Origin of the sequence: Steroidobacter agaridevorans, assembly GCF_009932555.1 — a bacterium.
Lineage (GTDB): Bacteria > Pseudomonadota > Gammaproteobacteria > Steroidobacterales > Steroidobacteraceae > Steroidobacter > Steroidobacter agaridevorans.
Window position 1 is genome coordinate 898,719 of record NZ_BLJO01000001.1, and the last position, 14,056, is coordinate 912,774.

The following is a 14,056-nucleotide window of genomic DNA, read 5'->3' on the forward strand; positions in this document are numbered from 1 at the left end:
TCCATCACGCGCCTGGAGCCACTCATGAACGACGAAACCTTCAATCTCAGCATTCGCAAGTTTTTGAAAATGGTCGGCGTCGGTTCGCAACGCGAGATCGAGCAGGCAGTGGCCCAGGCGATCCAGGAGGGCAGGATTTCAGGCACCGCAACCCTCCCCGCCCGGATGACGCTGGAGCTCGAAGGCGTGAAGCTCAACGTCGTGTTCGACGGTGTGATCGAGCTGGGATGATCACCGGACACGCACCAGGAAGCCACTCTCAGCCTCGCTGATCGACACGCGCTTCGGCGTGAACGTCTCGATGATCGATGCGTTCGATCGGAGATGCTCCGTGACCATCGTGGTCGTGAACGACCCGCCCTGCCCGAGCGTCATTGGCAACAGCAACTGATCGGCCAGGTGCTCGCCGACCGCGGCGGTCGCTGCGATGTAGTTGCGAGCTTCGTCGACTGCGCCACCCGCGACAGTCTCTGCTCGAACGCCGCGCTCGCCGAAGCCGGTGAACACTTCAGTGACATGCTCGTGCTCGGCCGTGATCGTCACTGCATTGCCCGGCCCCATGTCATTCGACAGCCCGCGCACGAACAACTGATCCTGCGACCAATTCAACCGATGGCCAATGACCTCCAACTCGCGCCGCGCGATATCGATCGGCAACGCCGCCACGTAGGCTTCGGCGTAGGCTCGCACTCGATCGCCCCGTTCCATCAGCGTCAGTGCCGACAAAGCAGACGGAGTGATCCTGGCGACGATCTCGCCGCCACCTCGCGGATAGAAACCGTAACGCCGCAGCTCGAGCTCTACCTGCGCCCCCATCCGTGCGAGGACCGGCAAGAACGCTCGCTGCAGGAAGTCGAACGGCGGCGAACCGCGATTGTGAGTTCCGCCCGTGATGCGAACGACGCTTGGCTCCTCCGCGGTCAACAATGGCGGCAGCACCGTCTGCAAAACGAGCGTCGAACTGCCCGCCGTGCCGATGGCAAACGAATAATTGTCGCCCTTCAACCGGCCCGGCTTGAACGTCAGCTCTCGGCTGCCGATCTCGGCGCCGATCAATTCTCCATCGCAGATCTCCCCCGCGGCCTTGACCGCAGTGAGATGCTGGCGCAACAGCCCCGGCTTATCGCGATTGGCGCGAATGTTGGTAATCCGGAACGGCTGCTGAGTGCAAATGGCCAGCGAAAGCGACGAGCGCAACATCTGCCCGCCGCCTTCGCCCTTGGCGCCATCGATCTCGATCATGTTCATCCCTTGACGCACACGACCTGCTTCAACGTATGGACCACCTCGACCAGGTCGCGCTGGGCGTTCATCACCGCGTCGATGTCCTTGTAAGCAGCGGGCGTCTCGTCAATCACCTCTTTGTCCTTGCGACACTCCACTCCCGCCGTTGCCGCACGATGCTCCTCTACCGTGAAGCGCTTCCGAGCTTCGGTTCGTGACATCGTCCGCCCCGCACCGTGGCTGCAGCTATGGAAGCTGTCCTCATTGCCGAGGCCGCGCACGATGTACGAACGCGCCCCCATGCTTCCCGGAATGATGCCGAGCTCGCCCTTTCGCGCGCTCACGGCTCCCTTGCGGGTCACGAGGACGTCGCGGCCGAAATGATGTTCCCGGCTCACATAGTTGTGATGACAGTTCACCGCCTCGATGTGACTTTCGAACGGCTTCGGAATCGCCTTGCGCACGGCCGCGATCACATTCTGCATCATCACCTCGCGATTCAATCTCGCGAAGTTCTGCGCCCACTCCACCGCCTCGACGTAATCGTCGAAGTGCTGCGTGCCCTCCGGGAAATAGGCCAGGTCCCGGTCCGGCAGATTGATCATCCATTGCTGCATGTCCTGCCGCGCCAGCTCGATGAAGTGCGTACCGATGGCATTGCCGACGCCACGCGATCCGCTGTGGAGCATGAACCACACCGACTGTTCCTCGTCGACACAAACTTCGACAAAATGGTTGCCAGTACCGAGCGTACCGAGGTGCGCACGGTTGTTCGTCTTCTCGAGGCGCGGGTACTTGTCCGTGATGCGCTTGAAGCCCTCTTGCAGCTTGGACCACGCAGAATCCGCGTTCTGCGGAGGGTCGTCGCCCCACGCACCCTTGTCCCGTCGTCCAGGCGACTTGCCATGCGGCACGGCCCGTTCGATCGCCGAACGCACGCCGCTCAAGTTGTCGGGAAGATCCGCAGCCTTCAACGTGGTCTTGGCCGCGATCATGCCGCAACCGATGTCGACGCCCACCGCCGCAGGAATCACCGCCTGCACGGTCGGAATGACGCTGCCGATAGTCGAGCCCTTGCCGACGTGCACGTCTGGCATCACCGCGATGTGATGAAAGATAAATGGCATCTTGGCCGTCTTGCGCAGCTGTTCCCTGGCCTCGTTTTCGACCGGCACGCCCTGCGTCCACATCTTGACGTGCGCGCCACCCTCGACGTTCATCGTGTCGTGATTCTTCTCGCTCATAACCTTCGCCCCTGTAATCGAGCCGATTCCGGCGCCGACGACACCCAACTCCTGCGACCCGAGCCCAGTTCGGCATTTTATATCTCTCGATACATTCGCAGCGGCGCTTGACACGCTGGCTCGACCGGCGGATAAGTACGCCCGAAAGGTAGCGGTAACAAAATTCAAGGAGGTTTATAACAAACAGCACATCGAACGCCTGTTTTACATTGACGCCACAACGAAAGGGGGACTTTCCATGAATGGAATCTTGAGAAGATTTTCCGTTGCCGGCACGCTGTTCTCTGCACTCACCTGCGCTGCCGCGCTATGCACTTCGGCCGCCAACGCCCAGACTCTGACCCAGAGTCAAACCGGCACTCACGGCGGCTATTACTACTCGTTCTGGACCGACGGCGGCGGCTCCGTTTCCTTCACCTTGCAATCCGGCGGACGTTACACGTCGCAATGGAGCAATGTCGGCAACTGGGTCGGCGGCAAAGGCTGGCAGACCGGCGGACGCCGCAATGTGACCTATTCGGGCAGCTTCAATCCGTCGGGCAATTCGTATCTCGCGCTGTATGGCTGGACGACCAATCCGCTGGTGGAATATTACATCGTCGATAGCTGGGGCACGTGGCGCCCGCCCGGTGGCGAAGGCTACCTCGGCACCGTCACCAGCGATGGCGGCACGTACGATGTCTATCGCACCCAGCGGGTCAATCAGCCCTCCATCGAAGGCACGCGAACGTTCTATCAGTACTGGAGCGTGCGCCAGCAGAAACGGGTCGGCGGCACCATCACCACCGGCAATCATTTCGATGCCTGGCGCAGCTACGGGCTGAATCTCGGCACGTTCAACTACATGATCATGGCGACCGAGGGCTATCAAAGCAGCGGCAGCTCCGACATCACTGTCGGCGATGGCGGTAGCAGTAGCAGCAGCAGCTCATCGTCATCGAGCAGTAGCAGTAGCAGTAGCAGTAGCAGTAGCAGTAGTAGCAGCAGCGGTGGCGGCGGCAGCAAGACCATTCTCGTGCGCGCACGCGGCACGGTTGGCGGAGAATCCATCTCCCTCCGCGTCAACAACAGCACTGTTGCGACCTGGTCGCTCTCAACCGGCATGCAAAACTTTACTGCGACGACGACGCTGAGCGGCGGCATCACGGTTGCTTACACCAACGACAGCGGCAACCGCGACGTGCAGGTCGACTACATCCAGGTGAACGGCCAGACCCGTCAGTCCGAAGCGCAAAGTTACAACACCGGGCTGTACGCCAATGGCAGTTGTGGCGGCGGCTCGAACAGCGAGTGGATGCATTGCAATGGCGCCATTGGCTACGGCAATACTCCCTGAGTCCGGTCTGGATCCGTGATCGATAACGATGCAACTCTGACTCGCGAAGCATGAACGCCGAAGTTCGCGTGGTCCCTGCCAAGGGTGGATCCCCGTCCACCCTTCTTTACAGCCTGCTCGCGAGGCTGTGGAGCGGGCGCTTCGTCTCGAACTACCTGTCGACACTGGCCTTCATCGGCCTGTCGTACTGGATCGTTTCGAAACTCAGCAATTTCCATCGTTCGATGCTGCAAGGTCAGTGGCAGCTCGGCCTGTTCGGCGCCGACCTGGTCATCACGGTGCACGCACTGTTCGTGACGTTGATCGCGATCTATGCAGCGATATTGATTCCGTACTACGCCGCCTACCCTTGGATGCGCTCGAAGGCATTCACATTTGCGCAGGGCGTGTGGTTCGCGTTGCGCCGTGATCGCTCGAATCCGCAGCTCTCGCCACTCGCTCGACAGGCAGGCCTGGCGTTGTTGCTGAAGTTCTTTTTTGCGCCGCTGATGATCAACTGGTGCCTGGTTCATGTCGCCAATCTCACCGGGTCGTTGTTTCAGCTCATCGATGGGACGCAAGGCGGCCTGTCCGGGCGCGAGCTGTTCGACACCTCGCTGTTCTGGGCCGCCTTTCAGCTGATCCTGTTCGTCGACACACTGCTGTTTACACTCGGCTACATCATCGAGCTGCCCGCGCTCGGCAATCGCATCCGCTCCGTGGATCCGACGTTTTTCGGCTGGTTCATCTGCCTGGCCTGTTATCCGCCGTTCAACGATCTCACGCTGCGCTTTCTGGAATGGCAGAGCAGCGACTTTCCGCAGTTCCGCAGCGACTTCCTGCATTTCACTCTCAACATCGGCGTGCTGATGGCGCTCGGCATCTTCTCCTGGGCCTCCATTGCGCTCGGCTTCAAAGCCAGCAATCTCACGAATCGCGGCATCGTGACGCACGGTCCCTATGCGTTCGTCAGACATCCGGGCTATGCGGCGAAAAATCTCGCATGGTGCCTTGGAGCCCTACCCCTGCTCGGAACCACGCTCGCCGCGGGCCACTGGCAAACATTCGCGTATTCGCTGCTCGCCCTGTTCGGCTGGACGGCAATTTATGCATTGCGCGCCGTCACCGAAGAGCGGCATTTGCGGCTCCTCGACAACGGCTACGCGGAGTACGCCCGGAAAGTTCGCTGGCGCTTCTTTCCCGGCGTCTGGTAGTGGCTACCGGAACATTGCCGCCATTCGTTCCAGGTATTCTTCGATGGGCAACTCTTTGCGAAGCGCGACCAGTCCCTGCCCCTGGTTGCCCACCACCTGGCGAAATTGCTGGTTCGCTCCCGTCGCCGACGCATAGATCGCATCCACGATGGTCTGCGGATCGTCCAGCATGTCCTCGGGCGTGGCCTCGAATAGCGATTGCACCTTGTTGACGATCGCGTCGTAGTCGCGAATGTCCGGGTTGGCGTTGAACACGATGTTGTGCTTGAAGTTATTGCCGCGCGACCCGCCCGGCTCGATCAGGCGCAGCTCGATACCCAGCGGCGCGAGCTCGTAGTACAGCCCTTCGGTGAGTCCTTCGAGCGCAAATTTCGACATGTTGTACAGCGAGCCCGTGGGCACGACCGTCGTCAGGCCCATGAAGGAGCTGATGTTGATGAACATCCCGCGTCGACGAGCACGGAAGTGTGGGAGAAATGCGCGCATGACGTTGATCGGGCCACGGACATTCAGCCGAAACTGCCAGTCGATGGTCTCCTCGCTCGCGAATTCGAGCGGCCCGTAAGAGCCCGCACCCGCATTGTTGACGACCACGTCCACCGAGCCGAAGGCCTGGATCGCTTCGTCGACGGCGCGTTTCACTTGTTCAACGTCGGTTACGTCGAGCTTGATCAACCGCACATTGCTCAGCTTGCGCAACTCGGTGTCGACCTCGGGATTGCGCAACGTCGCCGCCACATTCCAGCCTTGCTTAGCAAAGTAGGCCGCGGTGAGCTTGCCCAAGCCGCTGCTCGCACCCGTAATGAATACCGTCTTCATGCTCGTCCTCGTCCGATAACCCGGTGAGGCGTATTCAAACGTGCGCATGTATACGGTTGATGTCGCCAGCGCACCCGTCTGTATCCGAATGTATCCGGACCTCCAGACTCGGGTCGGCGCCCGGGGATAACCAAAGACAGTTCGACCGCCGGCAGGACCCCGCTACCGTCGCGACTCCAGTTGAATTCGAGTGCGCACCCATGCCTGCCTCCCGCCGTTCCGTCCTGGCTGCCGCCGGTGCCGCCCTGACCTCCTTCGACGTTGCCGCCACCGGCACGAACGAGACGATCGCAGAGCTCATCAAGCTCTCCGAAGAATCCAACGCCACGTTGATGCGAGGGGACATCGAGAAGTATCGAGCTTTGATCTCCTTCACCGACGACTTCACGATCATGGCTCCTTTCGGCGGCAAACCGACGCATCGCGCCGAGCTCACCGATGAGCGAATGAGCGCCATGGGGCGCTTCTTCAGGAACGGCACGCTGAAGCAGGAAGTGATTGCGGCCTATGGCTCGTCGGACATGGTCGTGCTCGCGCTCATCGAACGAGCCCATGTCGAAGTCGGCGGCTTGCCGCCCCAGCCTTGGGCGCTGCGCGTCACTCTGGTGTATCGCCGGGAAGGAAGCGGCTGGCGGCTGGCGCATCGCCACGCCGATCCGTTAGTGGGCAGCATCACCCTCGAGCAAGCAGCCGCGCTCGCAAATCCTATTTAGGGTCGAACACTGTCCGGCCGCCGTACTCGGCGGCGTTCGCGCGTTCTTCAGAGATGAACTCGTCGAAGCTCGGCCCGCAGACCTGCCCTTCCAACGCGCGCGCTTGAGCATCGAGCTGGCGAATCGCGGCGAGTCGCTCGTCGTTGCCGAGTTTCGCCCGACCGACCGCGTCCTTGAGCACTCGGATGGTTTGATCGTAAACCTTCAAGGGCACCGGGAATGGATGGCCATCCTTGCCCCCGTGAGCCATCGAGAAGCGCGCTGGATCGGTGAAACGCGACGGCGCGCCGTGCAGGACCTCAGCAACGAATGCGAGCGCTGCAACCGTCCGAGCACCGACGCCCGGCGTGAGCAGCAGATCCGCGAAATCTTTCGGACCACGATCTGCCGCCGCGGCGAGCGCTGCATGCAAACGTCTGAGTACGACGTCCGATGCTCGCACCTCGTGATGGGCGGGCAAGCGCAAATGCGGTTCGGGCGCCGGCTCCAACTCGGGGAACAGACTGAGCGCCGTGTTCCCCGAATCGCGCCATCGCTTCAACAACGTGACGGGCCGGTCCGGGCCGGCATGCACGAGCTCGAGTCCGGCGCGTCGATTCCTTTCGGCTCGGGCATCCGCGAGATTGATGATCGAACCCTGGTTGCGCCCCTCGATGGCCGAGTGCGGCGAGTCCAGGAAGCTCTGCAGATTCTCCGAGAGCCAGTGATAGCGACGAGCCTCGCGTCGCTGCTCATTCATTCCTTGCTGAACGACGCACCAGCGACCTTCGGTGCTCACGATGAACGCATGCAGATAAAGGTCATAGCCATCCTGCACGGCTGCGCTGTCGACTTTCGCCACCAGGCGGCTCGCATTCGTAAGAGGCGTCGCATCCAGTCCGGTGCGATCGCCAACAGCGGTCAACTCTTGCGGGGTGTCTCGGGACTTCGCACCTTTGCCGCCGCAGACGTAAATGCCCAGCTCCTGCTGCACGGGTGTGAGCCCACGTTTTAGCGCGCCGATGACGCTGGTCGTGATGCCGGAGGAATGCCAGTCCATCCCCATGACCGCGCCGAAGGACTGAAACCAGAACGGGTGAGCCAGCCTGCGCAGCAACTCGTCCCGCCCATACTCCAGCACGACCGCTTCGACGATGACCCGTCCAAGTTTGGCCATGCGCGCGGACAGCCAGGGCGGAACGTGCCCGCCGTGTAGGGGAAGATCTGCGCTGCCGGTTCGTTTGCCCATCGACCGGCCAAGTTACCGCCTGCGCCGATGGCTGTCGATTGCAAAGGTTAGTGCGTCAGTTGCTCCGCCAACCAATCGCGAAACGTCCGCCTCGCGCGGGACCGCGATGACCCGCCGAGCAGCCAATAAGTGCCGCAGGGAGCGGTGATCTCGAAGGGCTTGATCAGCCTGCCCGCTTTCAAATCGTCGCCCGCCAGCAGATCGTCACCCAACGCGATGCCGTGACCGTTCGCCGCGGCCTGCAGGACCAGCGCAACGTCGTTGAATCGCATGCGACGCGGAATCGAAATACCCGGCAGGCCGGCCGCTCGAAACCACGCCTGCCAGGAGCGGTCTTCATCCTCATGGAGCAGCGGATACTGCAGCAGATCCTCCGGCGTCCGCAGGCTCTGGCCTGGACGTAGCAGCGATGGCGCGAGCACTGGAAACATCGCGACTTCCTCCACCAGGATGGCGCTCCGCTGCGGGCTGCGTCGCGGACCTTCGATGTAGCGAATCGCCATATCGGTCTCGCTGCCCAGCTCCCGCATGATCTCGGTGGAATCGACCTCCACATCGATCTGCGGCTCGCTCGCCACGAATCGCGGCAGACGCGGCAACAACCACCGAGCGGCGAAAGCAGGTTCCACGCTGAGCCGCAATCGTTCGCGCGTCTCGCCCCGTGCCTGTGCAACCGAGCGTGCGATCTGCATGAAGCTGTGTGACAGATCGGCAGCCAAGCGCTCGCCCACGGGAGTGAGCTCGACACGCCGGTGCATGCGAATGAACAAAGGCTGCTCAAGCGCTTCCTCGAGCTGCCGGATTTGCCGGCTTACCGCGGCCTGAGTGAGATGCAGTTCCTCAGCCGCGCGTGTGAAACTCAGGCGCCGGGCTGTGGTTTCGAAAACATGCAAGGTATGCAGCGACGGCAGGCGTTGCGAAGTTGGCATAAGTTCAGATTATGGCAGCCGGCCAGCAATGTTGCTTGAGCGGAAGCGGACGCGCCGGTTCAATGAGCCATGGACTTCCTGGCGCAGGTAATCGCGGATCTAGCCACACTCGTCACGTTCCAGCAACGTCGGCCGCCCGCGGCTCCGCGTATCGCGGGCGACGAAATGGATGAAACGGCGTGTCGCTTGCTGTCATTGACTTCGCACTATCGCGGCACTGGAATGCCCGAGGACAGCGATCTCAACGACGTTTGATACGCCCGCCAAGGAGTGCGATATGAGAGGCATCCATCCGGTCGCCAAGCCCGACCACGTGCCCGACGCCGCCGTCTGCGATTTCGATATGTTCAAGGACCCGGAGCTGCTGCGCGATCCGCACGAGCGCGTTCGAGATCTGCTGAGACGCGCGCCGAACGGTGTGATCTGGACGCCTCACAATGGCGGCCACTGGGCGGCCATCGGACACGCGGCAGTGTTCACAGTGTCACGCGATCCAGAAACATTCTCCAGCTCTCCGGCCGACGCCGCGGGCATGGCGAGATTCGCGGCGCTGGAAGAGAAGATCGGCCGTCACATTCCCCAGCAAATCCCGATCACGCTCGATCCGCCCGCGCACGGCAAATATCGAGGCCCGCTGCAGGCCACCTTCTCTCCCAAGTCGGCGGTCGGTAAACGAGAAGAAATTCGCGCCCTCGCCGACTCGTTGATCGACGCCGTGAAAGATCAGGGCCATTGCGACTTCCTGACCTCGATCGCCGAGCCCCTGCCCGTTCAGGTCTTTCTGAAGATGATGGGGCTGCCGCTGGATCGCCAGGCGCGTGCCGCTCAACGCGCCATTGGCGGATTCGATCGTGAGCGTGCTATCCATCGGACCCGTCGGCCCTTTCACCGTGACGATCCACGTGCCTGCAACTGAGGTCGGTGCCGCGAGCGAAGCTTCAGCAACCGGCTCGGCGGCGCGTGCCTTGATCTTGCTCGCGCCGCGCGCGTTCACATACGCAGGCAAGGTATCCCAACCTCGCACCGTGGATGTGGGCAGCAGGCTGGCATGCTCGATGGCGATGTCCCACTCGGGAATGCGTTTGAGCAGTTCCTCGTAGACGATACGACCTTCCAGCCTCGCCAGCACATTACCGATGCAGGTATGGATGCCGTAGCCAAAGGTGACGTGCGCCGCTCGGGTCCGGTGCAGGGCGAATCGATCCGGATCGGGAAACTCGCGTTCGTCGTGATTGGCCGAGCCGACCAGAAACAGGATCGCGCTGCCCGCGGGCACGGTCTTGCCTTGAAACTCGGCATCGCTGGCGACGTAGCGCGCCACATGCGGCCCCGGCGGCTCGAGTCGCAGCACTTCTTCGATGGCAGCCGGAATCAGCGAAGCATCCTGCACCAGCTCGCGCCGCTGCTCCGGATATTCGGCGAGCGTCTTCGCCGTCCAGCCGATCAATCGATTGGTGGTCTCATTGCCCGCACCGGCCAGCACGTTGAAGAACGTGATCAGCTCTTCACGCGTCAGCTTTCGCTTGACCCCAAGATCATCGGTGAACTCGACGTTCAGCAGCTCGGTGAGCACATCGTCGCCGGGGTGCTTCGCGCGCCAGTCGATGTATTCGCCGAAGCTCTGCTCCATCTGCAAGCCGCCTTCATAGTTGAGCGGCTTGCCTTGCTCGGTGCGCATTTTCGAATCGGTGATCTCACGCACCTGTTGCAGATCCTGCTCGGGGATGCCCAGCAGCATGCCGATGACGCGCATCGGAAGTTGTCGCCCGATGTCGGCGATGAAATCGAACTCGTCGCGCCCGAGCAGCGGCTCGAGCACCTTGGCGGTCAAGTCCCGCACCATCGGCTCGAGGCCATTCATCCGCCGCGGCATGAACAAGCGCTGCACGGTCTGGCGATACATCGTGTGTCGCGGCGGGTCCTCGAAGATGAAGGTGCCCGGCGGCATGGGCACGTTTTCTTTGATCAGCTCCAGAATGCCGCCGCGGCTGGAGATGAAGGTGCGATGATCCAGCAGCCCCTTGCGCACATCCTGATAACGGCTGACCGCGTAGAAATCATATTTATCGTTGTAGTACAGCGGCGCCTCGTCGCGCAGCTGTCGATACACCGGATAGGGTTGCTTGACGATGTCGGGATGATACGGATCGTAATATACAGCCATGGCGCTCGCCCCTAGCATTCCCAGCCCGTTCTGTCTTGACCGCAGGCGTCTGCCCTGCGCACTCGCAGATATAGGTTATTCGCGGCGGCGTTATGAGACCGGCCGGTTATTATGATTTTCGACTTCCACCACGTTGCAACCGCCATGGCGAACCCGATTGCAAGCCTGAGCGCGCCGAGCGTCCAAGTGCAGGTCAGCGAGTTTTCCTGGAAGCGCGCGGCCGAGACGATGATGTCGGTCGACCGCCCGGCAATTACACTGGTGTTGGCCGGCGGTCGCAGCCGCATCGAGGCAAGCTATCTGGGCAGCCGCCGTCGCGGGCTGCAACAGGTTGGGCGCGTGGTCTTCACGCCGCCGGACACACCAGTGTTCGGCCGCACCCGCAAGCCTGGCAGAGTCCGGCTGGTCTCCTGCTACTACGAGCGGTCGCATTCGGAAGGCATCATCGGCGGCTTGATCGATCTCTCACGGTCGCACTCGCAGGGCTGCCTGAGCGTGCCGAGCACTTTGTTGCCGGCCCTGATGACGAGGCTCATGGCCGAAGTGCTCTCGCCAAGTTTCATCAGCACTGCGCTGGTGGAATCGCTGGGACAAGCAGTGCTACTGGAGTGCGCGCACGCATTACTCGTCGAGGGCCATCATCGGGATCGCGGCAGACTGACGCCTCGCCACTTCCGCATCATCGACGACTATCTGCGCCAGTTGAATCACGAGGCGCCCAGCGTCGCCGCGCTCGCGACCGCATGCGGCTTTAGCGAACGTTACTTCGCCAAGTTGTTTCGTGAGCAAACCAAACAATCGATCGGCCACTATCTGCGCGTGGCGCAGATCGCGAAAGCGCAGTCGTACCTGACGGAGACCCAGCTGCCTTTGAAAGAAATCGCCGCCCGTCTCGGGTTTAGTGCGGCATCGAATTTCTCGGCGGCGTTTCGGGCGGTGACCGGCGTCACGCCCGGGCATTTCCGACAGGTCAATCGACCGCTCGCGCCATAACCCCCATGTAACCTGCACACGACTGACCTCGCGACCGGAGGCTGGTACAGTTATCGCGGGGCTGTCCCCTGCGATGACTGTGAGTTCGATGCAATATTCATGGTTTCAGTGGCGCGCCAGTGTGGTCGCCATCATCCGATTCGACTTTGGCGAAGTGTTGAGGGATGTGAAGGACGGCGATATCGACTGGGATTCGTGGCGCACCTTCTACGATGAAGGCCACTCCCCTCAAGCCGCTGTCGATTGCGCGTTCCTTCGCGATCTCAGACGATCCGGATCCGCATGACTTACGTCCTGTAGTTTCTTCCTGTCAGCGTATGCAGACAGCGCCGTTCATGGCGTTGACATCCGTTGCTGGCGATAATCGCGGTTCTTGGAGCGCAAGAACACGAAGCCGCACGAATGAAGCCGACAGATTCGATTCCGCTGCTCAGCTCGGCGTCGCGCCCGACGATTCTGATCGTCGACGACGATGAGGCCATTCAGGACTTAGTAAACATCTACACCCAGGAGCAAGGCTTCCAGACCCGCTCCTGCCCGAATGCCGAGACGGCACTCGAGGACATGCGGAAATTCTTCTGCCCGATCGTGATCACGGACGTGCAGATGCCCGGCATGGGCGGCCTGTCGCTGTGTCGGAAGCTGCGCACCGGCAAGTGGCCCGGCTATGTTTATATCATCGTGATGACCGGCCACGACCAGGAGGACGGTGTGGTCGAGGCGCTCGATGCAGGCGCGGATGACTATCTCCACAAGGGCGCGCCTCCGGCCGAGCTCCGCGCACGTTTGCGGGTGGCGGAGCGCATCGTGACACTCGAACAGCGCCTTCGTCGCACCCTGGAAAGCAAGGCTCGCCAGGCCGCTTCCGATGCCCTGACGGGACTGCCCAATCGCCGCACCTTCGATCGAAGGCTCAACGCCGAGTTCAAGCGCGCACGCCGCTTTGGCGAGCCCATCTCGGTGCTGCTCATCGACGCGGACCACTTCAAACAAGTGAACGATCAGTACGGCCACCATGTGGGCGACGAAGTCCTGCGACGTCTCGCGGCGACGTTGAGGGAGCATCTACCTCGCGAATACGATGTGCTCGCGCGGATTGGCGGCGAGGAATTCGCGGCCGTTCTTCCTCACACCAGTCGCGATGACGCCGCTATCGTCGCAGAGCGACTTCGCGCAGCCATCGAAAGCACGCCGTTTGCCACGGCGGCGGGCAAGCTGCGCGTCACGGTCAGCATCGGGATTGGAAGTTTGTCGAACCGCGTCAGCATGGAGCCGCAGACGACCCTGGACGTGCTCGATGAAGCCGATCGCGGTTTGTATGAAAGCAAGCGGCTCGGGCGCAATCAGGTCACGGTGGCTCCAGCCACCGAGCCTCGCACCTTGCTCGAAGTGTCGAGCTAGAAGCGATAGCCGATTCCGACGAAGATTTCCTCCTGCAGCGTCTGCGAACCGCCGCCTTCCGTCAGATCGAACTCGAACCAGCGCATCCCCGCGAATCCCTTCATTTTATCCGAGAGCGGAATCTCCACCTGCGCGCTCAGATCGGTGAGGCTGTCCGCAGAGCCGAACGTCGTGATATCGGGCGCATAGTAGGCGTAGCCTGCGACTGCGAGGTCCAGATCCTTATCGAGGACGAAGCGCAACTCCGCGCCCAGGCTCAACGCCATCACGTCGTTGTTTTCATCGTTCAGCAGCGCTGCATAGGCCTGCGGTCCGACCAGCACGCTGAGCCGGCCGAAATCGAAATCCACCGGAAACACCAGCCCCGCGCTGAGCACGATGTCGCGCTCTTCGCTCAGAAAGAAGGCGCCGGAGAAACGACTGTTGTCGACGCCCACCTTCTTGCCGCCGGAAATGTATTTGAGCTGCAGCGTGTCATTACTCAGCTGCACCTGGGCTTCGTGACCGGAAGGAATATCTCCCGGGTTTTCACTCTGCGCGGCGGCGCTGCCGGCGGCCGCCATGAGCACCAGGAATCCGAGACAGCTTCGCATGTTTCTTCTCCATCTCATGATGGCCGGATGCATAGCCAATGAGTTGCGAAAAGAAAGGTTCCGGCAACGCGGGATGGTGCAGGCGCGATTCGAGACTTATAAGTACAAGGACGGGATCCGCTGCCCATGCAACCGAGCGGGAACCTTGAATCCACCTAAGCGGCGCTCGGTAGAACAAGGGCGCGGCACGGGCTCCACTGTCCGCGCGTCGCAGCGCAA

Annotated in this window: 14 protein-coding genes and 1 pseudogene; 8 read left to right on the forward strand and 7 right to left on the reverse strand. The window is 61.6% G+C overall.

All coding sequences use genetic code 11. The features are described 5' to 3' along the window. The first annotated feature begins 24 nt into the window (after positions 1-24). Positions 25-231, forward strand: coding sequence for a DUF6494 family protein (locus GYH35_RS03935; protein ID WP_161827688.1), 207 nt, complete (start codon positions 25-27; stop codon positions 229-231). On the opposite strand, the gene rtcA is transcribed toward GYH35_RS03935, so the two are convergent. Both rtcA and GYH35_RS03945 read right to left on the reverse strand, forming a co-directional pair. Then, on the reverse strand, positions 232-1,242 hold the full coding sequence (gene rtcA, locus GYH35_RS03940; RefSeq protein WP_202624069.1) for an RNA 3'-terminal phosphate cyclase: 1,011 nt from the start codon (positions 1,240-1,242) through the stop codon (positions 232-234). Positions 1,243-1,244: 2 nt separating this feature from the next. Further along, a complete protein-coding gene (locus GYH35_RS03945) occupies positions 1,245-2,468 on the reverse strand; it encodes an RtcB family protein (RefSeq protein WP_161827689.1) in 1,224 nt (407 codons plus the stop codon). 250 nt (positions 2,469-2,718) lie between these two features. On the opposite strand from GYH35_RS03945, the gene GYH35_RS35220 reads away from it, so the two are divergent. Both GYH35_RS35220 and GYH35_RS03955 read left to right on the forward strand, forming a co-directional pair. Beyond that, a complete protein-coding gene (locus GYH35_RS35220; RefSeq protein WP_308683776.1) occupies positions 2,719-3,804 on the forward strand; it encodes a glycoside hydrolase family 11 protein in 1,086 nt (361 codons plus the stop codon). A gap of 50 nt (positions 3,805-3,854) precedes the next feature. Next, positions 3,855-4,997, forward strand: coding sequence for a methyltransferase family protein (locus GYH35_RS03955; protein WP_161814404.1), 1,143 nt, complete (start codon positions 3,855-3,857; stop codon positions 4,995-4,997). A gap of 3 nt (positions 4,998-5,000) precedes the next feature. On the opposite strand, the gene GYH35_RS03960 is transcribed toward GYH35_RS03955, so the two are convergent. Next, the gene (locus tag GYH35_RS03960; protein ID WP_161827691.1) at positions 5,001-5,816 is read right to left on the reverse strand and encodes an SDR family oxidoreductase; all 816 of its coding nucleotides are present in this window, start codon (positions 5,814-5,816) and stop codon (positions 5,001-5,003) included. A gap of 200 nt (positions 5,817-6,016) precedes the next feature. Between GYH35_RS03960 and GYH35_RS03965 the strand changes: the two genes are divergently transcribed. Then, positions 6,017-6,529, forward strand: a complete 513-nt coding sequence (locus GYH35_RS03965; protein ID WP_161827692.1) for a YybH family protein — start codon at positions 6,017-6,019, stop codon at positions 6,527-6,529. Here the strand turns inward: GYH35_RS03965 and GYH35_RS03970 are convergent. After that, positions 6,522-7,757: a DUF763 domain-containing protein gene (locus GYH35_RS03970; RefSeq protein ID WP_161814407.1), complete on the reverse strand. Its 1,236-nt coding sequence runs from the start codon at positions 7,755-7,757 to the stop codon at positions 6,522-6,524. The genes GYH35_RS03965 and GYH35_RS03970 overlap by 8 nt on opposite strands. Before the next feature lie 47 nt (positions 7,758-7,804). Further along, positions 7,805-8,686, reverse strand: coding sequence for a LysR substrate-binding domain-containing protein (locus tag GYH35_RS03975; RefSeq protein ID WP_161827693.1), 882 nt, complete (start codon positions 8,684-8,686; stop codon positions 7,805-7,807). 69 nt (positions 8,687-8,755) lie between these two features. Here GYH35_RS03975 and GYH35_RS03980 point away from each other — a divergent pair, with 69 nt between their 5' ends. Further along, positions 8,756-8,941 (forward strand): hypothetical protein, encoded by a 186-nt coding sequence (locus GYH35_RS03980; protein WP_161827694.1) that lies wholly within the window; start codon positions 8,756-8,758, stop codon positions 8,939-8,941. A gap of 736 nt (positions 8,942-9,677) precedes the next feature. On the opposite strand, the pseudogene GYH35_RS03985 reads toward GYH35_RS03980, so the two are convergent. Continuing rightward, positions 9,678-10,868 (reverse strand): annotated as a pseudogene (locus tag GYH35_RS03985) (cytochrome P450); the annotation flags it as partial. Between the two features lie 126 nt (positions 10,869-10,994). Between GYH35_RS03985 and GYH35_RS03990 the strand changes: the two are divergent. The 3 genes from GYH35_RS03990 to GYH35_RS04000 all read left to right on the forward strand — a co-directional run bounded on the left by GYH35_RS03990 (position 10,995) and on the right by GYH35_RS04000 (position 13,244). Then, the gene (locus GYH35_RS03990; protein ID WP_161814411.1) at positions 10,995-11,843 is read left to right on the forward strand and encodes a helix-turn-helix domain-containing protein; all 849 of its coding nucleotides are present in this window, start codon (positions 10,995-10,997) and stop codon (positions 11,841-11,843) included. 88 nt (positions 11,844-11,931) lie between these two features. Next, positions 11,932-12,129 carry a hypothetical protein gene (locus tag GYH35_RS03995; RefSeq protein WP_161814412.1) on the forward strand — a complete coding sequence of 66 codons (198 nt, stop codon included), beginning with the start codon at positions 11,932-11,934 and terminating at the stop codon, positions 12,127-12,129. A 116-nt stretch (positions 12,130-12,245) separates the two neighbouring features. Continuing rightward, positions 12,246-13,244 carry a diguanylate cyclase gene (locus tag GYH35_RS04000; RefSeq protein WP_161827696.1) on the forward strand — a complete coding sequence of 333 codons (999 nt, stop codon included), beginning with the start codon at positions 12,246-12,248 and terminating at the stop codon, positions 13,242-13,244. Here GYH35_RS04000 and GYH35_RS04005 read toward each other — a convergent pair. Beyond that, positions 13,241-13,837 (reverse strand): YfaZ family outer membrane protein, encoded by a 597-nt coding sequence (locus GYH35_RS04005; RefSeq protein WP_161814414.1) that lies wholly within the window; start codon positions 13,835-13,837, stop codon positions 13,241-13,243. The two genes, GYH35_RS04000 and GYH35_RS04005, sit on opposite strands and share 4 nt — an antisense overlap. Positions 13,838-14,056 lie beyond the last annotated feature (219 nt).

Bases quoted from the DNA above. Each gene is read 5' to 3' on its own strand.
- GYH35_RS04005 (WP_161814414.1), bottom strand. From the start codon at position 13,837: ATGCGAAGCTGTCTCGGATTCCTGGTGCTCATGGCGGCCGCCGGCAGC.
- GYH35_RS03970 (WP_161814407.1), bottom strand. From the start codon at position 7,757: ATGGGCAAACGAACCGGCAGCGCAGATCTTCCCCTACACGGCGGGCAC.
- GYH35_RS03990 (WP_161814411.1), top strand. From the start codon at position 10,995: ATGGCGAACCCGATTGCAAGCCTGAGCGCGCCGAGCGTCCAAGTGCAG.
- GYH35_RS03960 (WP_161827691.1), bottom strand. From the start codon at position 5,816: ATGAAGACGGTATTCATTACGGGTGCGAGCAGCGGCTTGGGCAAGCTC.
- rtcA (WP_202624069.1), bottom strand. From the start codon at position 1,242: ATGATCGAGATCGATGGCGCCAAGGGCGAAGGCGGCGGGCAGATGTTG.
- GYH35_RS04000 (WP_161827696.1), top strand. From the start codon at position 12,246: ATGAAGCCGACAGATTCGATTCCGCTGCTCAGCTCGGCGTCGCGCCCG.
- GYH35_RS03955 (WP_161814404.1), top strand. From the start codon at position 3,855: ATGAACGCCGAAGTTCGCGTGGTCCCTGCCAAGGGTGGATCCCCGTCC.
- GYH35_RS03965 (WP_161827692.1), top strand. From the start codon at position 6,017: ATGCCTGCCTCCCGCCGTTCCGTCCTGGCTGCCGCCGGTGCCGCCCTG.
- GYH35_RS03975 (WP_161827693.1), bottom strand. From the start codon at position 8,686: ATGCCAACTTCGCAACGCCTGCCGTCGCTGCATACCTTGCATGTTTTC.
- GYH35_RS03995 (WP_161814412.1), top strand. From the start codon at position 11,932: ATGCAATATTCATGGTTTCAGTGGCGCGCCAGTGTGGTCGCCATCATC.
- GYH35_RS03980 (WP_161827694.1), top strand. From the start codon at position 8,756: ATGGACTTCCTGGCGCAGGTAATCGCGGATCTAGCCACACTCGTCACG.
- GYH35_RS03935 (WP_161827688.1), top strand. From the start codon at position 25: ATGAACGACGAAACCTTCAATCTCAGCATTCGCAAGTTTTTGAAAATG.
- GYH35_RS03945 (WP_161827689.1), bottom strand. From the start codon at position 2,468: ATGAGCGAGAAGAATCACGACACGATGAACGTCGAGGGTGGCGCGCAC.